At 44.6% G+C, this 25,063-nt stretch carries 18 protein-coding genes and 1 pseudogene; 4 read left to right on the forward strand and 15 right to left on the reverse strand.

Annotated elements, in window-relative coordinates:
• A partial coding sequence (locus HN980_00870) for a hypothetical protein (GenBank protein ID MBT6928040.1) occupies positions 1-498 on the reverse strand: 498 nt, incomplete at its 3' end.
• 214 nt (positions 499-712) lie between these two features.
• On the opposite strand from HN980_00870, the gene HN980_00875 reads away from it, so the two are divergent.
• Both HN980_00875 and HN980_00880 read left to right on the forward strand, forming a co-directional pair.
• Positions 713-2,101, forward strand: a complete 1,389-nt coding sequence (locus HN980_00875; GenBank protein ID MBT6928041.1) for a sodium:alanine symporter family protein — start codon at positions 713-715, stop codon at positions 2,099-2,101.
• An 82-nt stretch (positions 2,102-2,183) separates the two neighbouring features.
• On the forward strand, positions 2,184-3,524 hold the full coding sequence (locus HN980_00880) for a sodium:alanine symporter family protein (protein ID MBT6928042.1): 1,341 nt from the start codon (positions 2,184-2,186) through the stop codon (positions 3,522-3,524).
• Positions 3,525-3,531: 7 nt separating this feature from the next.
• Here the strand turns inward: HN980_00880 and HN980_00885 are convergent.
• From HN980_00885 to HN980_00930, 10 genes and pseudogenes are all read right to left on the reverse strand, one after another.
• Positions 3,532-3,887: pseudogene (locus tag HN980_00885) on the reverse strand (four helix bundle protein).
• Positions 3,888-3,988: 101 nt separating this feature from the next.
• Positions 3,989-5,629 (reverse strand): hypothetical protein, encoded by a 1,641-nt coding sequence (locus HN980_00890; GenBank protein ID MBT6928043.1) that lies wholly within the window; start codon positions 5,627-5,629, stop codon positions 3,989-3,991.
• A 13-nt stretch (positions 5,630-5,642) separates the two neighbouring features.
• Positions 5,643-6,104, reverse strand: a complete 462-nt coding sequence (locus tag HN980_00895) for a hypothetical protein (protein ID MBT6928044.1) — start codon at positions 6,102-6,104, stop codon at positions 5,643-5,645.
• 67 nt (positions 6,105-6,171) lie between these two features.
• Positions 6,172-6,597: an ATP synthase subunit C gene (locus HN980_00900; protein ID MBT6928045.1), complete on the reverse strand. Its 426-nt coding sequence runs from the start codon at positions 6,595-6,597 to the stop codon at positions 6,172-6,174.
• A gap of 17 nt (positions 6,598-6,614) precedes the next feature.
• Complete coding sequence (locus tag HN980_00905) at positions 6,615-8,528, reverse strand: V-type ATP synthase subunit I (GenBank protein ID MBT6928046.1); 1,914 nt, start codon at positions 8,526-8,528, stop codon at positions 6,615-6,617.
• A complete protein-coding gene (locus HN980_00910) occupies positions 8,519-9,151 on the reverse strand; it encodes a V-type ATP synthase subunit D (protein ID MBT6928047.1) in 633 nt (210 codons plus the stop codon). Before HN980_00910 ends, HN980_00905 begins: the two co-directional genes overlap by 10 nt.
• Before the next feature lie 28 nt (positions 9,152-9,179).
• Complete coding sequence (locus HN980_00915) at positions 9,180-10,478, reverse strand: V-type ATP synthase subunit B (protein MBT6928048.1); 1,299 nt, start codon at positions 10,476-10,478, stop codon at positions 9,180-9,182.
• Complete coding sequence (locus tag HN980_00920) at positions 10,475-12,277, reverse strand: V-type ATP synthase subunit A (protein ID MBT6928049.1); 1,803 nt, start codon at positions 12,275-12,277, stop codon at positions 10,475-10,477. Before HN980_00920 ends, HN980_00915 begins: the two co-directional genes overlap by 4 nt.
• A 13-nt stretch (positions 12,278-12,290) precedes the next feature.
• Positions 12,291-13,076, reverse strand: coding sequence for a DUF2764 family protein (locus HN980_00925; protein ID MBT6928050.1), 786 nt, complete (start codon positions 13,074-13,076; stop codon positions 12,291-12,293).
• 19 nt (positions 13,077-13,095) lie between these two features.
• On the reverse strand, positions 13,096-13,722 hold the full coding sequence (locus HN980_00930; protein ID MBT6928051.1) for a V-type ATP synthase subunit E: 627 nt from the start codon (positions 13,720-13,722) through the stop codon (positions 13,096-13,098).
• A 628-nt stretch (positions 13,723-14,350) separates the two neighbouring features.
• Here HN980_00930 and HN980_00935 point away from each other — a divergent pair.
• A complete protein-coding gene (locus HN980_00935) occupies positions 14,351-14,650 on the forward strand; it encodes a hypothetical protein (GenBank protein MBT6928052.1) in 300 nt (99 codons plus the stop codon).
• Positions 14,651-14,791: 141 nt separating this feature from the next.
• A complete protein-coding gene (locus HN980_00940) occupies positions 14,792-15,721 on the forward strand; it encodes a transaldolase (GenBank protein MBT6928053.1) in 930 nt (309 codons plus the stop codon).
• 104 nt (positions 15,722-15,825) lie between these two features.
• Here HN980_00940 and rpoC read toward each other — a convergent pair whose 3' ends face one another.
• The 4 genes from rpoC to HN980_00960 all read right to left on the reverse strand — a co-directional run bounded on the left by rpoC (position 15,826) and on the right by HN980_00960 (position 25,042).
• Positions 15,826-20,052: a DNA-directed RNA polymerase subunit beta' gene (rpoC, locus tag HN980_00945; protein ID MBT6928054.1), complete on the reverse strand. Its 4,227-nt coding sequence runs from the start codon at positions 20,050-20,052 to the stop codon at positions 15,826-15,828.
• An 81-nt stretch (positions 20,053-20,133) separates the two neighbouring features.
• Positions 20,134-23,892, reverse strand: a complete 3,759-nt coding sequence (gene rpoB / locus HN980_00950; GenBank protein MBT6928055.1) for a DNA-directed RNA polymerase subunit beta — start codon at positions 23,890-23,892, stop codon at positions 20,134-20,136.
• A 195-nt stretch (positions 23,893-24,087) separates the two neighbouring features.
• Complete coding sequence (rplL, locus tag HN980_00955; GenBank protein MBT6928056.1) at positions 24,088-24,477, reverse strand: 50S ribosomal protein L7/L12; 390 nt, start codon at positions 24,475-24,477, stop codon at positions 24,088-24,090.
• Positions 24,478-24,523: 46 nt separating this feature from the next.
• Entirely contained in the window at positions 24,524-25,042 is a 519-nt protein-coding gene (locus tag HN980_00960) for a 50S ribosomal protein L10 (GenBank protein ID MBT6928057.1), read from the reverse strand.
• Positions 25,043-25,063 lie beyond the last annotated feature (21 nt).

The following is a 25,063-nucleotide window of genomic DNA, read 5'->3' on the forward strand; positions in this document are numbered from 1 at the left end:
TTTCGATTTAGGATCCAGCGAACTAGCCTTCAGCGCTTCTAGTAAATCTCTAGTTTTTTTTATTTGCTTTTTCACATCTCCTTTGAAAGCTTTGTTAGTGCTGAAAAAGTCCTTGAGGACCTCTCGAAAAAATAAAATGTTAACATATCCCCATCTTCTAGCAACTACTTCTATTTCTTCGATACGCTCTAATCCGGAAAAACCCTGCATGACGTTTTTTAATGTCATCATGGCGACCCTATGCTTAGCTAATGTCGTACCACCGCGGACAACACCAGCCGCCTTTACTACTGCTTTAGCTCCATCCCTTAGAATTTTTTTTCTGGGTGGATTTTCGAGCACTTTAACGCGGCATAGTCCTTTCTTGCTTCCTTCGAGCTTCAGCACACCAGCTTTTTCATAAGGAGTATACGATTTAAAACTATCAGGAACTTTATCCCCCTCCCTTATCTTATCGACTCCGTCCGACATCTTTCCCCCTATTTCGGTTATACCCATGATCGCGACTTATACCAATCACAGATTAAAAAAACACAAATGCGTTTTCAATCCGGGATTGGTATTAATCATCATGCATCATACTCTTTTGTACAAAATTCGCTGGTAAAAATGCTATAACATTCTTTACAAATCATTGTTTCCTTGCAAAAAAGGTTATTAGGAGTATATCCTATATAGATATTGTAATCCAAAATCACCAATAATTATATATATGTTAAGTTCTGCTGTTTCTCTTGTACATTCTGTCGTGTGGAGTGGTCCTCTCCTTATTTTTCTTTTGGGGGTAGGGATTGCCCTTACCTTCACGCTGCGCGGCCTGCAGATAAGATACCTATGGTATGCTTTAAAGCTTGCCTTTTTAGGCCCTGGCGCCAAGAGTGACAATGCCGAGGGTGACATCTCACATTTTCAGTCTCTTATGACGGCGTTGGCGTCAATAATCGGCATAGGAAACATCGTTGGCGTTGCCACTGCCATGGCTATCGGCGGAGCTGGGGCACTTTTCTGGATATGGATTACTGCGTTGTTTGGCATGGCGACGACATATGCCGAATCTCTTCTCGCTGTGAAGTATCGCATCAAAGACAAACGCGGGCAGATGGCCGGCGGTCCTATGTATTACCTTGCCAACGGCATGAAGTCAAAGTGGCTTGCCGTATTGTTTGCTGTTGGCGGCTGTCTTGCCGCTCTCACAACGGGGAACATGGTACAGGCGAACTCTATGTCCGACGCGCTATCATATTCCTTCGGCATCGAGGGTTGGTGGGTTGGCATCGTCATAGCTTCCGTTATAGGTGTTATGATCTTGGGAGGCATCAAGAGCATAGGAAAGATAGCGAGTTATCTTGTTCCTATTATGGCGATATTCTACGTCGTCTGTGGTAGTATTATCATCATATACAAAATCTCTGAGCTTCCTCATGCTTTGTCGCTAATAATGGCAAGCGCTTTCACTGGGCAGGCTGCTGTTGGGGGTTTTATGGGGTCGACGCTTATGATGGCGATGCGCATGGGTGTTGCTCGCGGTCTTTTCTCCAGTGAAGCTGGCCTTGGCACGACGTCTATCGCTGCTGCTGCTGCCCGCACCGACACTCCTGGCAGGCAGGCGATGATAGCGATGACGGGGACATTTTTATCGACGTTCCTTATATGTACTGTCACGGGCCTTGTCCTTGCTGTCACCGGAGTCCTTGGCGAGGTTGGCCCTGACGGCAAGATGCTCAACGGCATATCTTTAGCCATACGAAGTTTTTCTACGGTGATGCCTTTCGGCGGTAAAGTTGTTAATATCGGCGGATTTCTTTTCGCTGTTTCGACGATATTAAGCTGGGCGTATTATGGTGAGAAGTGTGTAGAATATATCTTTAGTGAGCGTGCCATCAAGCCGTTTCGGATATTATTCGTTGCTATCATTATCGTAGGCTGCAACCTTGAGCTCAACGTGGTATGGAATCTTGCTGATATTGCCAATGGTATCATGGCGGTGCCTAACCTTATCGCTATTGTAGCATTATATCCTGTGATACGCAAAGAGACACGTTATTTCCTTGGTCTTGTCGCCCGTGAAAAGGCTGAGAAAAAGGCCGGCAAAAAGACGTAATACTTTGTCTATAAAATCCTTACAATATAATCGCTTTTATGATATTATAATAATAAATTTTTTATAGGAGTTATATTTTTATATGGACCGTGTTTCATCATATCTCGATAGTATTTATAATATCGTTTGGGGTCCGTGGTTTCTTCTCTTTATTATTATTGTAGCGTTACGGTTGTCATATCTTCTCCATGGCATACAGTTCCGTTATCTTCGCAAGGTATTCAGCATCCTTTTTGGTAAGAAGAATCATAATTCTGGCGAGGGTGACATCTCACCTTTCCAGTCTCTTATGACTTCTTTAGCGGCGACTATTGGTGTCAGCAACATTGTTGGTGTGACGTTTGCCGTTACCATTGGCGGCTATGGCTCTCTTTTATGGATATGGGTCATTGCTTTCATTGGCATGGCGGTGAAGTATTCCGAGGCTTTGCTTGCTGTAAAGTATCGTCATTATGACAAAGAGCGTGACGAGATGGCTGGCGGTCCTATGTATTATATCGAGCGTGCTCTTGGATGGAAGTGGCTAGCATCGTTTTTTGCTTTTGCTGGGATACTTTCTACTCTTGGTGGTGGAAACATGATACAGGCGAACTCTATCGCTGGAGCATTACATTCTGTTACTGGGATATCGCCTATTATTACTGGTGTTGTCCTTGCTGCTGTCACTGCTTTTGTTATAATGGGCGGCATAAAAAGCATTGGCAAGACGTCGAGTTTTCTTGTCCCTTTTATGGGAGCTCTTTACATCTTCAGTGGTTTTGCTATTGTCGTGATGAACTATCATCTTGTTCCTGATGTTATGGGTCGTGTATTCCTTAGCGCTTTTACTGGAAAGGCGACGTTCGGCGGCATTGCTGGATATGGTATCATGGTTGCCATGCAGGCTGGGATAACTCGCGGTGTTGTTTCCAGCGAGGTTGGGATGGGTTCATCGTCTATAGCTGCTGCTGCGGCGCGTACAGAATGTCCTAGCGATCAGGCTCTTATTTCTATGACGGGATCTTTCTTTGCGACGATAATTGTTTCTACTATCACCGTCATGGTTTTGGGGATTTCCGGGGTATTGGAGAGTGGCAGTTCTCTTGGTGGTGCTGCTCTAGTAACGACGGCCTTCGCGAAATATATTCCTGGTGGTGGCATTATTGTTACTGCTGCGCTGATTTTCTTCGCATATTCTACTATCGTTGGGTGGGCATACTATGGTGAGAAGTTCTGCTACTATCTTTTTGGAAACGCTTCGACGACAATATATCGTATCATCTTCATAGCCGTCCTTATCCCCGGTGCGACGTTAAATTTACACGTCGTTTGGAGGATCTCCGACATTGTCAATGGCCTGATAACTCTTCCGAACCTCATTGCTTTGGCGTTTTTATCTAAGGTGGTAGTCGCTGAGACAAAACGAATTTTCAATGATCAATGATCAATTATCAATTATCAATGAAGCGAGAACTTCTTACAATGCTGAATAATATTCTCCCAAGCTCGTCAGCATCGGCAAAAATGCTATCATAATCTTTTTCCTTTAGAAAATCGGTATCTTTTAGGAGTGATAGCCAATATTTTGTTTCGAGACATTCTTTATAGGAAATCGAAATTTTAGAAGAAAAATCAGCTTTTGAAATACCACCTATTGCTTCTGATACATTCGCACCAATAGATGTTCCGGCACGTAAAAGCTGTTTGCTCAGGACGAATTCTTTTTATATTCTCGTATCCAGTAAACACATTTCACGATCCTGATGGCAAACACATATGCCTTCTCATATACAACATTGTTTTTCATTGCTAATTGTTCATTATTCATTGTTCATTGTTCATTGTTCATTGATCATTGTTCATTGTTCATTGATCATTGATCATTGATCATTGATCATTGATAATTGATTATACGTTTTCGTTGTAGATCATTTCTTGTCGGCTTCCGGGTTCGCCTTTTTGTGGTGTTGTGAGGAAGTGTGATGTCATTTTGCCTCCGAGGTTTCCTCCTCGTGAGGTTGCGCCTTCGACATTGGCCCAGAAGCTTTCGGTGAGGTCGTCGCCGTCGAGGACTCCGGCGATGGTGATTCCATTGGTTGTTATTATGTGCAGTATCATCTTACGGGCATCGCGGACAAAATATCGTAGGTAGTCTCCTAATGTCGTTACTGTATCATCGTCGTAGTTCATCCCATATTCTTTTTGGAGAACGGAAATTCGCGCGAGAATTTCTTGTGCTTTTATGCGGCAGCCTTCTTTATCGTCGTTATCGTTATGATACAGGCGGTATAATGCTATTATTATGTCTTCGACGTCGTTGAGCATCTCTTTATGGTGTTGATATGGTATTTCTGGTCTATATCCTCGGAACCAGGTATCAGCGAGGTCGCATGCTGTGATGTCGCGCCACATCCTCTGCCCTGCTATCCACAAGCTTGCTGCAAGGATGCCGTCGTTGTCTGGTAGGTGTCTTGTCATCACTGTGGCGCCTATACAGGCGTGATGATATCGTGTCCCTATATATCTTTCTATTGCTGACAGTGTGAGGTCTGGCCACAGGCCTTCGCCATAGGATGTTTTTCCTACGTTTACTATAGGCATCAGTGTTGGCGTTATATCGATGTCATCATTTTGTCGTAATGCCTGCCATAGTGGGTGCTCTTGACGATAACTTTCGTGTGCTTTGCCAGAGACGGCGGAGAATGCTACGATGGTGCCATTGGAGGCGTCATTACATAGATTTTCGAGCCATGACGACTGCCACGATGGGTTGTGATTCTCGTGGTATGGCAGGTAGTATATCAGCCCTGAACGTCCTTGCAATGCGTTTTCTATGGTGGCGACTTCGTTGCTGATAAGGTCATAGACTGTGGCGTTTTCAGCGTCGCCATAGAAGTTCTTGTTACAAAATCCCGACTCCCACATTATGTAGTCGACGTCATTGAGAAGGCATGACAGTGAGTTTATTTCCTTTTCGACGGCATCGCGATAGTGTGCGTTACAGGGGCATTGTTCTTCTAGTGTGATATCGGCTTTTACTATGACTTTTATTCCGTAGCTTCTGATGACAGCGATTGTGTCTACAAAGTTTTTATCTTCTTGATGTCGCCTTTCTTTTGGTGTCTCTGAGCCTCCTAATATTACTGCGTTATATCCGCATTGTATAGTACGGTGGCAAAAGGTATGGAGTTTTTTGTTTTCTTCGGGGTTTTCTTCGGCGGCGAAGAAATTTGGAAGTGCTATGGTGACGTTGTCGGAGAGTCTATGTTGTTGCGTTCCACATATCCACAGCGGTCGCAGGGCATAGCGTGGTTTATTATCGCCGAGGTGTTCACCAAGATGGTCACTACGCACTCCAGCGAGGATGTTGTAGCTTCCGTATGCTGCTGCACTGGGGCTTTCAGCGTCGAGGTGTATGGCACCTTTCTCATAAGACGCCGTATATCCTTCTTCGAAGCCATTCTCGTTATAAGAGGTTTTCAGGACAGGCAACGTTTTGTGCTTTTTTTTGTCCCATATCGTAGGAAGTAGTGTCTGTATTCTTTCCATAAAACTCTTATGTTTATTGTGCTGAAAGCTCGTCATCGACGACAATATCGATATAGTTTACCCACACCTGGTGTTTCCACTGTTCTATTATCTCTCCATTGGCGACGAGCTCGAATTTATATGTCGCTATGCCTTCTTTCTCGAAGTATTCATCATCGATCAGTGTATATATCACCGTGCCATATGGTTTTTCTATGGGGTAGCTTTTTATTTCGGTGTCCATATTCCCGAAACGTATCGTCTGTACGAGTATCATTTTTTCATCATAGCGATGGAATACGCTCGCTGGCATATGCCATCGTATGATAAGTCTCTCCCCTATCGAAGGGTCTTTTTTTCGGGGGTCGGGGGTATCGATATTGACGCTGGCGAGGTGGTCGGAATATATACTCTGATTTTGTACAGAGATATATTCCTGCGAACACGACGTCATCGTTATCGCTATAAATGCTGCTATCGCCAGAGCTTTTATCATCTCTATCCCTTTGATTTTCTTTGCATTATGCCATTATACCACGGTGATTTTCTTTTTTCAATCGGTATTATCCCATGATAAGTAATGCGAAGACGAAGGCGAAGAGCGCGAAGGATTCTACTACACCTATTGCTACGAAGCATTTCCCGAATATTGCGGGTTGTTTTGCCGAAGCTTGTATTGCCGACGCTGCGCATTTTCCCTGGAATATCGCTGACACCATTATTGCTACCCCTGAGGCGAGTCCTATCCCTATCCCCGACAGTGGTGACAACGACCCTGATACTATACTCTTACTAAGAAGGATCATAAGGATAAAGCCATATATCGACTGTGACGATGGTGTTGCCGACATGCCGATGAACTTACCGTGTCCTTCTTCTACGCGGCTCATAACGCCGTGCGATGCCATTCCTGCTATACCACATCCTACCGCGCTTCCTAGGCAGCTGAGCCCCAATGCCAGTGCAGGTCCTATCATACTAAAATCCATAACTGTCTTCTCCTATTTTATTTCTTTTTGAGCAACGAGAGAGGTTTAAGCCTCTTACCTCCTCCTTCGAAGCTATAATGATACCATTCGAGGAAATTCAGGCGCAAGCCATGAATAACTCCTCCCATTATACTAAGGACAATATTGATTCCATGTCCTAGCACTATAACGGCGATGCCTGGAATTAGTGCCATAGACATTCCGATATCGTTGAACGTCCCGCTCATCATCGCTCCTGCCATTCCTAGGGCATATAGTCTTAGGTATGACAAGACATCTGAGAACACCGGTATAACGTTCGTTATTTCTAATATACCCATAAGGCGTCGTTGTGCTATTGCGAGGAGCGCTGCGAGTCCTATCCCTCCCCATATAAGGTGCAGCCCTGCTTCTGCGCCTTTTACGATATCGATTCCTCCGACGATATGCACCAACGATATAGCGTCGAGTTGCAGTGGAAAGTACAGGTATGCTCCTACCAGAAAAAGTATCCACCCACTTCCTGCCCAATTTCGTCGTATTCCACGCATAAAGGACATGATGATATGTATCACTCCGATGAGTAGTGCCAATTCCATGCGTATAGTATCGGAAAGATTCTTCATAACGTCGTATGATACTTTTTCTTCCTTAACCGTCGCTCCTTTCTTAAGAAATTCGTGAGCGTCGGTAATGTTTGCTGTGGCAGGGAATTTTGTAACGATTTCCATATATACATCATCGCGGTGTTGTATATGGTATTGTGTTTTCTTTTCTACGGCGGCCTGTATTATCGAGGCTTTCCTTATGGGGTTATCGATATCGGTTTCGATGCCGAAGAACGATGCTGTCATAGCACCCCACAGTATACAAGAGCACGACAATATCGCCATAAGGTTCACGACACGTTTTCCCATGCCTTCTATTTTTGGGAACTTAATCTTCAAGAAGATTGTAGACGCCAAGAAGATGAGGCCATATCCGCCGTCTCCTATTATTATTGCGAAGAACAGTGCGAACGACCACAGCACCCACTTTGAGGGGTCTTTATCTATCACCGATGGGGTGTCGTATATATTTACAAGGTCTTCACCGATACGGCTTATTCCGTGGTTGTTTAGGTGTGTCGGCACGGAGTCGTTTTTTTCTATAGCAACTTCTTCGATATGTACTGCCATTTTCTTTGCGAGGATCTCTAGTGCTGGGATATTATTCTTTGCTACCCATCCCGTTACGGCGAAGAGCTTATCTTCTATTGGTTCTTGAGAATACCCTTGTGATGCTCCGAGGTTATGTCCGTTGAGTTTGTCTACGAGGACGTCATATAGAGCGCTCTGATACCGTGCTAGGGTTTTAAGCTCTCTTTCTTTTTCTCTCGTATGTCGTATCGTCATGATAAGTTCTTTACGCAGTATCCCTACGGGCTTTTCGACGTACATCTCGACCATACCTTCGTATGAGCGTTGTTTTTTGCTTATAGATATGTAGTAGTCGAGTCCGTGTGCGGAGTCCACATATATCATATCTTTCGCCCGTAACTCTCTATGTGCTGTATCTTTTTTCGCGAAAAAATACTGTACCGTTCTCTTACCGTCATTTTCGATATATGCTATATCGTCGAGGGAGAAGTTCCCGAAGGCACGGACGCGTGCTCTTTCCTGTCGTAGCATCCTACGCTGTTCTACAAGGTCTTCTATGTCATTATGAAGGTCAAGAATCTCGCTTACTATATCTTCGTCATCGATATCGTTTTCTTCTTGTTCTGTTGTCGGCAGTCCTCGCAAGATTTTTATTGCAGAGATAAGGCGTTCTATTTCCGGTGATTTCTCGAATTTTTCTGTGGCTTCGGGCTTGATAAATTCTATTATGCCTTTAGCCTGTGCTCTACGGAAAAAGGCCTCGTGGTCTTCTTTAGCGCCGATGAAGAGGTATTTTTTTACGTTTACGCGCATAGTTCCTCTTCTCTATGTTTTCTTTTATGTTCTTCTATCTTCGCTTTTGCGACTTTAGCCTGCGACACTGCGGCGAGCTGCTGATCTCCTAGGAATATCACTATTTTCTTAATATTTTTCTGCGATTTTGGGATAAGGATCTTTTCGAAGAGGTTCACCCGTATCGACACCTCGCGGAGTTCTTTCGATAAAGCCTCGACTTTTTCTTCTCCGACGAATACTTTAACTTTAGTTTCTGCCATATCGCGTGTTTTCTTTACTGCCCAGTCTACCCATGGTGGCGTCTCGAAGAGGCTATATTGTAGTTCGCGGAACTCTATACCTTCGTATGTCGGGATTTCTACGCCGGCGATATTCTCGTAGCTTTTCTTTACTTCGGCGACGATGGCAACGGTATTGAAGTCTATCGACGTATGTTCTACAAACAACGGTGCATATTGCTGTACTTCTTGTTTTTTCTTCAAAAATTCAGCTTCCATCTCTGCGACATCGGCTTTGGCATTATGGACTTCGACCTGCAGCATCGCTTTTTTAAGCTGCAGGGTTGGGAGATACTTCTGCAACTGGTTCAGCCTATTCTGCTGATCGCGTAGCTCGTTCTTTGTAAGTTTTATCTCTGCCACTGGTAGTATACCTTCTTATTTACTGGCGTTACTTAGGCCAATATTTGTCTATCAGCTCTTGTTTTATTCCAACCTCTCCACTGAAGAAACACTCTTGCATCGTCGTCCATGCGAGGTCGAGGGCTTCATCGACGGTATAGTTTACTTCTAGGTTCATCATACGATCTTCGAAAAGCCCGCCGTAGTTTAGAAGCTTCTCGTCCCAATTAGAAAGTTTAAAGCCCATGGACTGTCTTTCTCGTGCTTTCTTTGCTTCTGCGTACAGGCGTATCATGGTGTTGGCGACGTCGCCATGATCTTCGCGTGTCACCTTTCCTATCACCAGCTGTTTAAGTCTCGACAGCGACCCGAACGGATCGATATATCCGTTGTGCAGGTAAAACTGCCCTTCTGTGATATATCCTGTGTTGTCGGGGATGGGGTGTGTTACATCGTCGCCGGGCATCGTCGTCACTGCTATTATCGTTATCGACCCGTTGCCGTCGATGTCGACGGCTTTCTCGTATCTACTGGCGAGGTCGGAATACAGCGACCCGGGATATCCACGGTTTGACGGCACCTGGTCCATCGTTATCGATATCTCTTTTATGGCGTCGGCGAATGCTGTCATATCGGTAAGGAGGACTAGCACGTTTTTATTTTGCACAGCGAATTTTTCTGCGCATGCCAATGCCATATCTGGCACAAGAATACATTCTACTGCGGGGTCTGTTGCTTTATGAACAAACATTATTGTTTTATCCATAGACCCTGCCTTTTCGGCGTTATCGATGAACGCCTGGTAGTCGTCGAATCTTAGTCCCATGCCTCCTATTATAACGATATCGCTGTCGGTCTGGTTTGCGATACGCATTAGCAGCTCGTTATACGGCTCTCCTGCTACTGAGAAGATCGGGATTTTCTGTGACTTTACTAGGCAGTTGAAGATATCTATCATGGGGATATTTGTTCTCACCATCTCTCGCGGTATTATCCTTTTCACGGGGTTGAACGACGGCATTCCGATGTCAACATTCTCTCCGCGCATCCTAGGGCCTCCATCGACGGGGAGTCCTGTCCCAGAAAATCGTCTTCCTAACAGCCCTTCGCCGAAGATCGCCTGCATCTGTTTTCCTAGAAAGGTAACGTGGTCTCCCGTTGATATCCCTCTTGTGCTTTCGAAGACCTGCAGTGTAACTTTCTCCCCTTCTATACGCAGCACTGTAGCGTACGAGCTACATCCATCTTTTTTGTCTATACGAGCGAGTTCTCCGAGGAAAGCCTTAGGCTCTATGACGGTGATTAGGCTACCGCGTATATCGTTGATACTATCGTGAACATATTTCATTGCCTTTTCTTTGCCTCTTTTATGGTAGTCTGTATTTTATTCATAATGGTTTTGTGATCATCGGCTTCTACGGGGAAGTAGTTCATATTTTTAATGTCGTTCTGAAGCATAAGGAAAAAGTGTCGTGCTTCGTTGTGGGTTTCGAAGATGAAATCCGTCTCGAAGATCTCGTTGATGAGCTTGAATAACGGTATCTGTCTTTTCGTTGGAGTGTAGGCATCTTCTTCGTCGAAGGAATTTTGCTGCAGGTAGCTGAAGTCGTACATTTCTGCTTTGAGATACAACTGCAGGTCTTCTAATGCTGTGCCTTCTTCACCGACGACCTCCATACGTTTCTCTATCTCGTCACCTTCGCGCAATATTTTCATGGCCCTATTTACCATCTTCCCCCATCCTTCTGCGTCTTTATCGAGCTGTTTAGCAACGTCGCCGATATATTTCGTCCATGACATCAGAGGGTCTATTGCTGGGTATCGTCGTGAGTCCGACCTGCTACGCGAAAGCCCCAAGAAAGCTCCTACCACCGACAATGTTGCCTGTGTTACCGGCTCTTCGAAGTTCCCTCCTGCCGGCGACACTGCTCCTCCTATTGTCAAGGCTCCTTTTTTTCCGTTGGCGAGCTGTATCACCCCTGATCTTTCGTAGAATGCCGCTATCCTCGATGCTAGGTATGCTGGGAAGGCTTCCTCGCCGGGGATCTCTTCTAGCCGTCCTGACATCTCCCTTAGTGCCTGTGCCCATCGTGACGTCGAGTCTGCGAGGACGAGGACGTTAAGTCCCATCTGCCTATAGTATTCTGCTATCGTCGAGCCCATATATATCGAAGACTCCCGTGCTGCTACTGGCATCGACGATGTGTTACATATTATCACCGTACGGTTCATCAAAGACTCTCCGGTATGCGTATCGATAAGGTGCGGGTATTCCCGTATTATCTCTACGACCTCGCCAGCGCGCTCTCCACAGGCGACGACGACGACGATATCGACGTCGGAGAACTTCGCAAGGTGGTGTTGTAGTACTGTTTTCCCTGCTCCGAAGGGTCCTGGCGTGCAGAACGTTCCCCCTTTAAGCACAGGAAACTGTGTATCGATGATACGGCATCCTGTTTCCATCATCTCGTCGGCTTTGACTTTCTCTCCGTGCTGTAGTGCCATCTTCACGGGCCATCGCTGTACCATGGTGAACTCATATTCCGTGCCTTCTTCGTCGACGGCTTTGGCGACGACGGTATCGACGGTATACGTCCCTGCCTCTATCGTCCATGTTATCGTATATTTCCCATATCGTATAAAAGGCACCATGATAGCGTGTGTAAAGTGTCCTTCTGGCGCTGTTCCTATGGTATCGCCACGGACGACTACATCATCGACATTTGCTACGGGGATATAGTCCCAGTGTTTTTCTCTGTTGATGGCATTGATATACACTCCCCTTGTGAGGAAGAACCCTGAAGCGTTAGCGACTTCTTCTAATGGATTTTGCAGGCCATCGGTCACCATTGTTAGTAGTCCTGGCCCTAGTTCTGCTTCTAGGAGGTCGCCAGTGAACTCTACTTCACTTCCGAGCTTTATCCCTCTTGTATCTTCGAAGACTTGCATTTTCACCTCGTTGCCTACGATTTCGATAACCTCAGCTTTGAGTTTTATATCGTCGACGACGACCATCGCGACTTCGCCCTGCCTTACAGCTCCCTCGAATTTCACTTGCAAGAGGTTTCCAAAAGCGCGAACGACCCTCCCTGTAGCATTTCCTGTGGGGAATTCGTTAGCGACTATTACCTTTTTCTTTTCACTCATAGTTTTATTGCCTTCACGATAGTTTTATTGCCTTCACGATAGTATTTACGACGTCATTACCTTTATTTTTATCAAGTTCCTGCCACCTTTCTACGATGATAAGCTGTACCATATATCCTATGATGCGGCTTATCGAAAAGCGCTGCCCAAAAAGCATCTCTTCGATACGGTTGAAGCGATATACGCAGACCTCTTTATGTAGCCTTATAGGGTCTTCATATTTTTCATAGAAAACGCTTTTGAAATCTTCATAGCCATCGGGAGGTTCGTAGCTTTTAGCATCTTTTTGCGCTATTATCTGTGCTATGATGTCATCATCGGGGTCTTCATATTGAAGTTCTGCGATGACGTCACGTCCGAGTGCTTTGGCTCTAAAGCCTAGGAGTACAAGCCTCCATTCTCTTTCAAAGATCAGGTATTTTTTTAAGAACCCTTCACTTTTTGCTATCTCTTCGGTGAAGAAATTGCTCATCAGCGCGGCGAAGTTTTTAAGGCGCTCTTCTGTCGTCGTGTATTTATCAAGGAAGTCGAAGACATACTCTGCAAGGCCTTCTTGTGTGACAAGGACTTCTTCTAGCTGCTTTGCTGTGTAGTTGCCGCGGTGGTCGAAAGATTCTCCTTTCCAAAGAGCTCTCAGGTTTTCGATATCTATAAGGCGCCGAACTATCACCGACTTTTGGTAGTCGCGAGCGGAGATATTAAGCTTTAGCAGCCCTTTAACTTCCAGGAATGATATCGTCGGTTTTACGCCTACTTCAATAGCTGGCAGAGCACTCGACGAGAAATAATAGTTAGACATAATACCCAGGTAAATATAATCAAGTTTTAAATAGTGCTTCGCAGAAATCTTTGCGAAGAAAGCTTCCCAAGATTTCCCTTAAGGCCTCATCGCTAAGATCTAGTACAAGTCTTTTTTCATGAAGTCTCACACGAACTCCTCCCGCGAAATTCCCTACGAGAACATCCCCTTCTTTGAGTTTTTCTATGACGCCCTCAAAGAGTAGCGCGTTAACATCTTCTGCCGAAACCTTTGCCGGTATTATAGCGCTGATATCGCCTTCTAGGCCCTCTTTTTCCAGTGTCGCCACAACGGTATTTATCAGTGTAGCGATGACGCTTGCGTCTTTAGTAGCGCCGGCAACGAGGCCACAAAGCTCTTCATCAAAAATTTTATGTTCTATATCTTGCTTTAGCTTCTCGATGCTCTGCTTACATGCTTGGACCAGTGAAGACTCCAAAACACGACGTTCTTGTTCTATTGCTTGTCTAGCCTCAGAAAGAATTTCGTTAGCATCGGCGTGTGCTTTCTTAACTATTTTGTCTGCGAGAGACTGCGCATCCACAATGATACCTTCAGCTTCTTGTTCTGCTGGCTCGAGGGTATCTTTACGCAAGATCTCACATATATGTTTTATCTTATTGCTGCCTTTTTCTAATGTCTTCATAATTCCCCTTCCTGTCTTCAACCCATGATTGCGACCTATATTTCCTTTAGCGCCATAGAGTTGGGCAAGATGGCTCAGTGAACGACAAGCGAATAGTTGTAACTATTCGCGATGAGTAAAATGAGTCAGATTGCCTGACACTATGGATGCTATAGGAAACAGGACGTTTTTTCTTTATAAAAAGTTCCAGCAAAAAATATAAACATATAAAGATAAATATCTTAAGCCATTATTGTTTCTTTTTGTTTTTCTTTACCAATTTGCTATTATTTAGCTTTGCCATATTTCTTTTTACAGCAGCACGTTTGCTTTGATTCTATCCTCGCGAATGTTTTAACATTCGCTCGTCTTTCATCTTCGCACCTGTACCACTGCAAAAACCCTATGGCAAAGTATAGGTCGCAATCATGGGTTCAATAATATATGTTTTTCCCCAGTAATCTTTTTTAACGTTTATGGCATTAATTTTCAACCTGAAAATTTGGTTGCCCTCGAGAAAGCGCATGAAATAATCCTCTCATGAAAATATACAAAAAAATGTTTGTATAAATAGCCTCAATGTACTAAACATCTATGTATGCGTTAAGCCTGTATTCGTTTTGCGCTAACTACTAAGGAGTTAAAGTTCATGAAAAAAATTACAGCCTTATTAATTATCGTATCGTTTGTATTTTCGGGGTATCAATTAGCGCAAGAGCCCTCTTCTTCTTATAGCGGCGATATCATTAACATTACAGACACAGATGATATTGCTCTTAGCATGGATGATATTCTTGACAGTGAGCCTATTACTATAAATGACAGCGACCTCAAAGACGATTCTTATATTGAAAAAAGCCCTAAGATAAGCAGAGGCAGGGCTGCTCTCGGCATTGCTGGTCTTATTGTCGTTGGGATCATCATAGCTTCTGCTGGTGGTGGTTCTTAATATCCACGATTACGGCCTACTCTTTGACCAATCGCGTATTGAAATCTCGTATTGAAAAAATCGCTCTTTTCTTATATAGTTTGTTGAATATATTTTACAAACGCTACAAAAAGCGATAACCATCAACGGTGGGGCGTACCAATGACTTTACTTAAGGACCTTTCATCTCTTGTCATCGACACTGCCGACATTGGCATTATAGAATCTTTAGGCGCTTCTGATGTAACGACAAACCCTTCTCTGATATATGTAGCTTCTTGTGATCCTTCATACCAGGATATCGTTTCGAAGGCGCGACGTTATGTCAAAAACGCCAATCCTCGAAAAGGAGAGCGTCTTTCCTTGTTTTATGACGTCCTTTCTGTTTTTTTTGGCGTTGCTATTGCTGATGTGGTTTCTGGCGCTATCGCTACGCAGGTTGATCCTAGGGCGTCTTTCGATACTACAGCGACGATATCACGAGCTCGCCGGCTTGTTGCTCTATATGAAGAGTTTGGCGTCGCCAGAGAGCGCATTCGCATTAAAATTGCCGCTACGTGGGAAGGTATCGAAGCCGTGCGGCATCTTGAGGACGAAGGGGTACGATGTATTATGACGCTGATGTTCAGCATGCCACAGGCTCTTGCTGCTGCCGACGCTGGCGCCACAGCGATAGCTCCATATGTTGGGAGGGTTTCCGACTGGAACAAAAACATCCATAACGTTGAAAGGCATTCTTCACTTAATGACGATCCGGGCATATGCCTTGTGAAGAAGCTGCAGCACACATATCGCTTTTTTGGTATCGCAACGAACGTCCTTGCTGCGAGCATACGCACTTCGCGCCATGCCCTTGAGCTTGCTGGCGTCGATGCCCTCACAGTATCGCCTAAGGTTTATAAAGAGATAAAAGATATAAAGGCGAGAAAAAAAGCTCTTAACTTCTCGTCTTCGCCACAAAAAGCATCAACCTTCGACGAAGAGTCTTTCAAGAAGATGCTGTCAGGGAATAGAATGGCTGCCGAGCTACTTCTCTCTGGGAACCATAGATTCTGCGCCGACGCCGAGCGTCTCGAAAAACACTTTCAATAATCAATTATCAATTATCAATTATCAATTATCAATTAAAGTAAGTTGTTGCCCAACGTTAATATCGAACGATAAAAACCAACTTTCTATTGATCATTGTTTATTGATCATTGCTCATTGACTACTGCCAGTCCTTCGCTTTCGAAGTCGAAGAGTGCTTTCATATCGGGTTCTTGATCGGCGAGCAAGCTATCTGCATTTGCATGCTTTTTAAATCCTGTTCCGCCTGGTATGATATGTCCCATGATGACATTTTCTTTAAACCCTCGGAGGTGGTCTGTCTTCCCTGAACATGCTGCTTCTGTTAGGATACGCGTAGTATCCTGGAACGATGCTGCCGAGATGAAAGAGTCTGTTGCAAGCGATGCTTTTGTTATACCTAGAAGCACTGGTGTTGCCTGTGCTGGCTTACCGCCTTCTTCCATTACCTTTGAATTTTCGTCATAGAACTTATGTTTCTCGACTTCTTCGCCGTATAGCAGCGTTGTATCTCCTGGGTCGGTGATACGCACTTTTTTGAGCATCTGTTTAACGATAATTTCGATATGTTTATCGTTGATATCGACACCCTGAAGACGATACACTTCTTGCACCTGGTTAACGAGGTATTTTTGCAGTTCTCTTATGCCGCAGACTTCTAGTATCTCATGAGGGATGACAAGGCCATCGGTGAGCTGTTGTCCTTTTATCACAGCATCGCCACGTTGTACTATTAAGTGTTTGGTATGTGGTACGAGGTGTTCTTCTTCCATACCGGTCTTTTCATCTTTTACTACAACGATGCGTTTATTTTTCTGTACTCCTCGGAAGTCTACTATACCATCGAGTTTCGCTATCTCAGCGGAGTCTTTTGGCTTACGTGCTTCGAAGAGTTCTGCAACGCGCGGCAGTCCTCCGGTTATATCTTTCGTCTTTATCGCTCCTCGTGGCAATCTTGCCAAGAGTTTTCCTGCTTCGACATATTCTTTTTCTTTCACCGACAGTATAGCTCCTGACGGCAATGCGTATGTTCCGACGAGTTCTTTTCCTTCTTTATCGGAATATATTGCTATTTGCGGGTGCAGTTCTCCGCGGTGTTGTTTTATTGTAAGTTCTGTCTGTCCGGTCTGTTTGTTGAAATCTTTTTGTGTAGAGATCCCTTCGACGAGGTCTTCGTAGCGGACATATCCCGGCTTATCACAGATAATAGGGACGTTGTGCTGTTCGACGTCGGCGATTTTATCTCCTTTCTTTATCATTGCTCCGTCTTCATATAGAACTTTTGTTCCTAGTTCTACGGTGAAATGCTGAAGCGGTTCTATAGATTTTGTTTCGAGGAGTTTTTTATATTCTTCTATAGTACGTCCTTCGTCTCTTAGGACGTTAAGGGCACCGTTTTTATTTAGTATTAGGTTGTGCCCTTCTTTATTCTGAACATATCGTATATCGGTATATATCAGGACACCCTTTTGTTCAGCGATGAGTTCTGGGCTTTTCATCGATGATGCTATACCTCCAAGGTGGAAAGTACGCATAGTCAGCTGTGTTCCTGGTTCTCCGATCGACTGTGCTGCTATTATTCCTATAGCCTCTCCGAAGCTTACGATATCTCCGTTGGCGAGGTTTGTTCCGTAGCATTTAACACAAACGCCTCGGCGTGCTTCGCATGTCAATGGAGAGCGTATTTTCAGGCTGCTGATCCCTGCATCGTCGATAGCTTCTGCCTGTTCACGCGTCAATGTGTCGCCGCTTTTTGCGAGAAGTTTCGTGCTATCTCCTGGCATATATATATCATCGAATACGGTACGGCCGTAGATACGGTCTTGTAGAGGAAGGAGTTCTTCTTGTCCTTGTTTTATCTCTGAGACTTCTATACCATTAAGTGTTCCGCAGTCTTTTTGTGTGACGATAACATCTTGTGATACATCGACGAGACGTCTTGTTAGGTATCCTGAGTCTGCGGTTTTTAGCGCGGTATCGGCGAGACCTTTACGTGCTCCGTGTGATGATATGAAGTATTCTAGCACCGACAGTCCTTCTCTGAAGTTCGACGTTATCGGTGATTCTATAATCTCTCCTGACGGCTTAGCCATTAGTCCTCGCAATGCTCCTAGCTGACGCACCTGCGATCTATTTCCTCGTGCTCCGGAGTCCATCATCAACGTAAGAGGGTTATGAGCGCATTCTTTGACATCGCCAAGGTGTTTGAAAAGGTCTTCGGCGAGCTCATCAGCTACTTCATTCCATATACTTATTGTTTTGGAGTGTCGTTCTCCGTCGGTGATGATACCATCTTCGTATTGTTTTTTTACGACATCTACGCGTTTATGAGCTTCGTCAAGGACTTCTCCTTTCTTTTCTGGGACACAAACGTCGCAGATACCCATCGACAGCGATGCTTTCGTTGCTTCTGCGAATCCCAAAGTTTTGAGATCGTCAAGGAATTTCACTGTTTTTTCCATGCCGAGTTTTTTGTAGCATTCCATGACGAGTTCGCCCATCTTTTTCTTTGGAAGGCTATAGTTTCTAAACCCTAGTTCTTCTGGCACGATGATATTAAAGATAACGCGTCCTGGCGTTGTTTCTATGATACCATTTTTCGTTCTTAATTTTATAAGTTCGTGGGTATGCATGCCATGGCCGTAATCATCACGTCGTGCTGTTGGCGCTTTTTTCTTTTTACCTTTGTTGGCATCGAGGCTTGCAGGGTCATAATACCAGTTATAGCTTCCGCCGGCCTCTAGGGCGAGGAGGACTTCTTCTGTGTTAGAAAAAATCCTAGTTTTCTTCCCGTGATCTTCTGGGATATATAGTGGGTCGCTCATCAAGTGGTACAGTCCTAGTGTCATATCCTGACTAGGAACGGCGCTAGGCTTCCCTGACGATGGCAGGAATATGTTATCTGGTGCCATCATTAGCGTCTTAGCTTCTATCTGTGCTTCTATTGAAAGAGGGATATGTACTGCCATCTGGTCACCATCAAAGTCGGCGTTGAAGGCAGAACATACTAGTGGATGTATACGTATTGCTTTACCTTCGATAAGTACGGGCTCGAAAGCCTGTATACCTAGGCGGTGCAGTGTCGGCGCTCTGTTGAGTAGTACAGGGTGTCCTTGAATAACTTCTTCTAGAACGTCCCACACTTCTTCTGTCTGCCGCTGTATCATTTTCTTTGCAGAGCGTATTGTAAAGACGTGGTGTCGATCTTTGAGTTTTTTCACGATGAACGGCTCAAAGAGTTCTAGCGCCATGAGCTTAGGGAGGCCGCACTGGTTGAATTTAAGTTCTGGTCCTACCATTATAACAGAACGTCCTGAGTAGTCGACGCGCTTACCTAGAAGGTTTTGTCTGAAGCGTCCTTGTTTACCTTTAAGCATTTCTGACAGGGACTTCAGAGGGCGATTTCCTGCTCCCATAACAGGGTGTCCGTGTCTGCCGTTATCGATGAGAGCATCGACAGCTTCTTGTAGCATCCTTTTTTCGTTTCTAACGATGACTTCTGGCGTCTTAAGTCTAAGTATTGCTTTAAGTCTGTTGTTTCTGTTGATAACGCGGCGATATAGATCGTTAAGGTCTGACGTTGCGAAGCGTCCGCCGTCGAGAGGTACTAGAGGTCGAAGGTCTGGTGGTATTACTGGCACGCACGACATAACCATCCATTCTGGCTGGTTTTTCGAGGAGACGAGTCCTTCAACAATTTTAAGGCGTTTTGCTAGCTTCATCCGTGCTTGCACAGATTTTGTTTTGTGGAGTTTTTCTTTGAGTGTGCTTAGGAGGGTTTCCATATCTTCATTACCAAGAAGATCATATATTGCTTCTGCGCCCATTTTAGCGACGAAGGCATCGCGTCCCCATTTTTCTTTAGCCTCGGCATATTCGGCATCGTTAAGCAGCTGTTTTCTGTCTAGTATTGTTTGTCCTGGATCGGTTACTATCCATTCTTCGTAGTATATAACGCGTTCGAGGTCGGCGCCGGACATTCCGAGGACGTTTCCTATTCGTGATGGTGTAGTTTTGAAGAACCAAATATGTACTACAGGAACGGCGAGGTCGATATGTGCCATGCGGTCGCGTCGCACTTTCGAGAGTGTTATCTCTACGCCGCATCTATCACATACGATGCCTTTATGTTTTATTTTCTTATATTTTCCGCATGCGCATTCCCAGTCTTTTGTTGGCCCGAAGATTTTCTCACAAAAAAGGCCGCCTTTTTCTGGTTTGAAGGTTCTGTAGTTTATCGTCTCGGGTTTTTTTATTTCGCCTCGTGACCATTTGTTGCGGATAACGTCATCGGAAGCGACTTTAATCATAAGCCTATCGAAATCACTTTCTGTGTTTTGCTTTTCCTCGAACATATATGACACCTATATAATTATTTATTTGTTAACGCGAAAACATCCCTCCCGAGAGTGTTCTCAGGAGGTATATTTGTATTGTTATTCTTCGGCGGTACAAGCGCGAACATCAAGACATAATCCTTGCATCTCTTTTATCAAGACATTGAAGGATTCTGGCGTTCCGGCGCTTAGCGTGTTATTGCCTTTTACTATCGATTCGTAGATTCTGGTACGTCCTGCGACGTCATCGGACTTAACGGTAAGCATCTCTTGTAGTAGGTGTGCAGCACCATAAGCTTCTAATGCCCAAACTTCCATCTCTCCGAAGCGCTGTCCACCCCTTTGTGCCTTACCACCTAGTGGTTGTTGTGTTACTAGCGAGTATGGTCCTACTGCTCTAGCGTGGATCTTATCGGCAACGAGGTGTCCTAGTTTCAGCATATATATATACCCTACAACGACTTTATTATCGAAGCGTTCTCCGGTACGTCCATCGTATAGAATCAGCTTACCATCGCGTGGCAGTCCTTGTTCTTCCATCATATCCCAGATATTTTCTTCTGGGAAGCCTTCGAAGACGGGGCTCTTGATATATATCCCTGCTCTACGTGCTGCGAAGCCGAGGTGTGTTTCTAAGAGCTGTCCCATATTCATCCGTGAAGGAACGCCTAATGGATTAAGGATTATTTCTACTGTCTGTCCATCGTCGAGGTATGGCATATCAGCTTCTGGGATGATACATGATACGACACCTTTATTACCGTGTCGTCCTGCCATCTTATCGCCGACCTGCAGCTTACGTTTAGTAGCGATATATACTTTAACTTGTCTGATGACCCCTGGGTCTAGTCCTGCATCGCCTTTACGTATTGTTTCGAGTTCGCTTTTATATATTGTTTCGAGTTCTTCGATACCGCGTTCGTATTTACGAAGTATGTCTAGGATCATAACACAAACATCATCTTTAGGGACGAGCAGGTCTTCGACTTTCTCGTTTTCGAGGACTTCGATAAGTTCTTGTGTATACATCCCGCCTTCTTTGATGATAACTTCCGCTGTAGTACGATGTATTATCGTTGCGGCGGCTTTCTCATCGAGAAGCAGAGCACCGAGATTTTCTCTTCTGTCGAGCTGCAGTTCTGCGAGTTTATCGTGATATTCTTGCTGTAGATCTTTAAGTCTATTGCTTTCTTCTACGAGTTCATCGTCTGTCTTCGAGAGTCTATCTCTTCTGCTAAAGACTTTTACATCCATAACGACACCTTCCGTTCCTGGTGGTGCTATTAATGAGGCATCTTTAACATCGGCGGCTTTCTCGCCGAAGATTGCTCTAAGCAGTCGTTCTTCTGGTGAAAGTTCTGTCTCTGATTTAGGCGTTATTTTCCCTACTAGGATATCTCCTGGCCGGACTTCTGCGCCGACGCGTATTATACCATCGTCGCCGAGGTTTGCTAGCGCTTCTTCGGAGACGTTGGGGATATCGCGTGTTATCTCTTCTTTTCCGAGCTTGGTATCGCGTGCTGTGAGTTCGAATTCTTCGATATGCACAGATGTATAGGTGTCTTTACGAAGAAGTTTTTCTGAGATGATAATAGCATCTTCATAGTTGTATCCACACCATGGCATGAAGGCAACGAGGACGTTCTTTCCTAGGGCGATTTCACCTTTGTCGATAGCTGGGCCATCGGCGATGACATCACCGACACGGATTTTATCACCAACGTTACACAGTGGCTGTTGGTTTATACAGGTCCCCGAGTTCGAGCGTATAAATTTCTTAAGATCGTATGTTTTCTTCTTAAGGGGGTTTTTCTTTGGTGCTATTACTATGACGTGTCCGTCGACATATTCTACCGTTCCTGATTCTTCAGCTACGATGACAGCTCCGGAGTCTCGCGCTGTACGCGCTTCTAGTCCAGTACCTACTATTGGCGCTTCAGCTTTTAGTAGTGGCACTGCTTGCCGCTGCATATTAGAGCCCATAAGTGCACGGTTTGCATCATCGTGTTCTAGGAATGGAATAAGCCCTGTCACTATCGATACTAGCTGTTTTGACGAGACGTCCATATGAGTTATTACTGATGTTTCTATCTCTGTCGACTCACCGCGGTGTCGTGCCCAGCAATGTTTCTCTGCGAACATCCTGAATTCGTCTAGTGGTGCTGACGCCTGTGCTATGATACACTTCTCTTCTTGGTCGGCGGTCATATATTCTATTTCGTCGGTGACGACACCATCACGTACTATACAATACGGTGTTTCTATGAACCCGAACTCGTTAATTTTTGCGTATGTCGACAGCGAAACAATAAGTCCGATATTCGGTCCTTCAGGGGTTTCGATTGGACATACTCTTCCGTAGTGGCTTGAATGCACGTCACGAACTTCGAATCCAGCGCGTTCTCTGTTAAGTCCTCCGGGTCCTAGTGACGACAGTCGGCGTTTATGTGTAAGTTCTGCTATTGGATTTGTTTGATCCATAAACTGTGAAAGCTGCGATCTTCCGAAGAAATCTTTTAGCACTCCTGCTAATCCTTTCGCTGATACTATCTTCCCTGGTGTCATTGTATCTGACGAGAAGTCGAAAAGATTCATGCGTTCTTTTATTATCTTTTCCATCCGCGCCAATCCTACACGGCATTGGTTCTGTATAAGTTCTCCTACGGAACGTACGCGTCTATTTCCAAGGTGATCGATATCATCGACGAGGGCCTCTTCGTCGCCTCTTTTTAGCTTCAGGAGGTATTTCAGTGCGTTGATGACGTCTTCTTTTGTAAGAGTCACTACAGCGAGAGTTTCATCGGTGACTTCGGTGCCGAGTTTGCTGTTGATCTTATATCTTCCTACGCGTCCGAGGTTATATCTTTTTGCGTCGAAGAATAGTCTCATCATCGCAGAGCGTGCGTTTGCAAGGGTTGCTGGTTCACCTGGTCGTAGTTTACGGTAGAAATCTTTTAGCGCAGACTCATAAGAATCTGTAGGGTCTTTGCTTAGCATCTTTATTATGGCATTATTCTCATCGGCATCTTCGGCGATACGCACCATTTTAATTCCTGCATCGACCATACGCTTAAGCATTGCCGTTGTAAGTTTCTCTCCGGCTTTGCCATATACCACTTCGTTCTCATCATTAGCGACGTCTTCGGCGAGGATACGACCAACGAGTTTAGAGAAATCTTTCTCTGAGCGTATTTTTATACGTCTAGTGTCGAAGAATTCTTCTATGATATCGGCGTCGGAAGAATATCCTAGCGTTCTTATGAACGTTGTCGCCAGAATCTTACGTCGGCGTTTTTTTCTGTCGATATAGACATATATGTTATCGTTCATATCGAAAGACGCTTCGAGCCAGCTTCCGCGATATGGTATTATACGGAAAGAGTATAGCATCATCCCTTTAAGGTGACGGTGTTGTTCGAAGCATATTCCCGGCGAGCGGTGAAGCTGCGATACGATGACACGCTCTGCACCATTGATAACAAAAGTTCCGTCTTCTGTCATGACAGGGAGCGTTCCCATATACACTTCTTCTTCTTTAATACCCGTCTCGTCTGTTAGTCTGAACTTTACTTTCAGTGTGACGTTATAGCTTATGCCGCGGCGTATGCTTTCGTCTGGGGTGTAACGGGGTACTCCGAGGTCGTAGGAGATAAACTCTAAGATAGTTTTCTCGTCATACGACTTTATTGGGAAGATTTCGCTGAAGATCTCCTGAAGACCGATCTTTTCTCTCTCATGAGGGAGAAGGTTCATCTGAAGGAATTCTTTATACGATTTCACCTGGATTTCTATGAGGTTAGGGAGATCGATAGTCTCTTTTTTCTCAACAAATCCTACACGTTTCGGCGGTCTTTTCAACATATTTTGGGTAGCTCCTAAGATGTTATATCTTAAAGATTTCTTAATCACAAAAAGCGTAGTAAATATGCGTCACAGGACAGGTGTCCTATATAGCATTTTACTACGTTTTCGAAATAGCGTTAAGGAAGCAGAAACACATTATGTCCTGCTTCCTTACCGTAACGATCTTTTTTTTTATACTTATTTTAACTTTTATAAGCCTTTTACTGTAACTTTAGCACCGGTCTCTTCGATCTTTTTAACGATCTCTTCGGACTCTGTCTTTGAGACAGACTCTTTAATGACTTTAGGAGCTGCTTCTACTAGTTCTTTAGCTTCTTTAAGTCCAAGTCCTGTAAGTTCTCTTACGATCTTGATGACGGCGATTTTCTTCGCTGCTGGGACTTCTACCAATGTGACTTCAAATTCTGTGCTTTCTTCAGCGGCTTCTTGAGCGGCGCCACCTTCAGCTGGGGCTGCTACTGCTACTGCTGCTGCTGCTGCTTCGACTCCCCATTCTTCTTCTAGAGCTTTTTTCAGTTCTGCCATTTCCAGTACTGTCAATTTGCTAAGTTCTTTTACAAGTTCTTCTGTTTTACTCACGGTTTTTTCCCTCTCTTAATGTAGATTAAAATGTAACGTTGTTATCTTATGATTCTTTTTTTGCTTTATTCTCTAGGCAGTGCATCACGCTTGTAAGCAGTGAGTTCATTACCGACAGCGTTTGTGCCATTGGTGCCTGTAGTGTACCGATAAGCTGTGCGCGCATCTGGTCTTTGCTTGGTAGCTTCGACAGACGCTCGACATCATCGGCGAGATACAGTTTACCTTCGATGCGTCCGCCAACGACTTCTATGCTATTTTCATTGCCTTTGCTGAAGTCATATATCGTCTTTGCGACTTCTACTGGGTCTTCTTTTGTGAAGACCACGCCGATATGTCCTTCTAGCAGGCTTTTATCGACACCTTCTATTCCTGCGACTTCTAAAGCTTTAAGCAAGACGCGTTTTCTTACGACTTCGAGTTCGCCTTGTGCTTTTTCGAGTTCGCCACGGAAGTCGTTTGCTATGTTTGCCGACATCTTATGATATCGTGTCATTACAAACGACGGCATATCGTCTATTTTATCTGTTATTTCGTCTAGAAGAAGTTGTTTTTCTTTACGCACTGCTCGACTCCTTTATGTGTG

Source organism: Waddliaceae bacterium (assembly GCA_018694295.1).
In the GTDB taxonomy this organism is placed as follows: Bacteria; Chlamydiota; Chlamydiia; order Chlamydiales; family JABHNK01; genus JABHNK01.

Bases quoted from the DNA above. Each gene is read 5' to 3' on its own strand.
- HN980_00875 (MBT6928041.1), top strand. From the start codon at position 713: ATGTTAAGTTCTGCTGTTTCTCTTGTACATTCTGTCGTGTGGAGTGGT.
- HN980_00880 (MBT6928042.1), top strand. From the start codon at position 2,184: ATGGACCGTGTTTCATCATATCTCGATAGTATTTATAATATCGTTTGG.
- HN980_00890 (MBT6928043.1), bottom strand. From the start codon at position 5,629: ATGGAAAGAATACAGACACTACTTCCTACGATATGGGACAAAAAAAAG.
- HN980_00895 (MBT6928044.1), bottom strand. From the start codon at position 6,104: ATGATAAAAGCTCTGGCGATAGCAGCATTTATAGCGATAACGATGACG.
- HN980_00900 (MBT6928045.1), bottom strand. From the start codon at position 6,597: ATGGATTTTAGTATGATAGGACCTGCACTGGCATTGGGGCTCAGCTGC.
- HN980_00905 (MBT6928046.1), bottom strand. From the start codon at position 8,528: ATGCGCGTAAACGTAAAAAAATACCTCTTCATCGGCGCTAAAGAAGAC.
- HN980_00915 (MBT6928048.1), bottom strand. From the start codon at position 10,478: ATGAAATATGTTCACGATAGTATCAACGATATACGCGGTAGCCTAATC.
- HN980_00920 (MBT6928049.1), bottom strand. From the start codon at position 12,277: ATGAGTGAAAAGAAAAAGGTAATAGTCGCTAACGAATTCCCCACAGGA.
- HN980_00925 (MBT6928050.1), bottom strand. From the start codon at position 13,076: ATGTCTAACTATTATTTCTCGTCGAGTGCTCTGCCAGCTATTGAAGTA.
- HN980_00930 (MBT6928051.1), bottom strand. From the start codon at position 13,722: ATGAAGACATTAGAAAAAGGCAGCAATAAGATAAAACATATATGTGAG.
- HN980_00935 (MBT6928052.1), top strand. From the start codon at position 14,351: ATGAAAAAAATTACAGCCTTATTAATTATCGTATCGTTTGTATTTTCG.
- HN980_00940 (MBT6928053.1), top strand. From the start codon at position 14,792: ATGACTTTACTTAAGGACCTTTCATCTCTTGTCATCGACACTGCCGAC.
- rpoC (MBT6928054.1), bottom strand. From the start codon at position 20,052: ATGTTCGAGGAAAAGCAAAACACAGAAAGTGATTTCGATAGGCTTATG.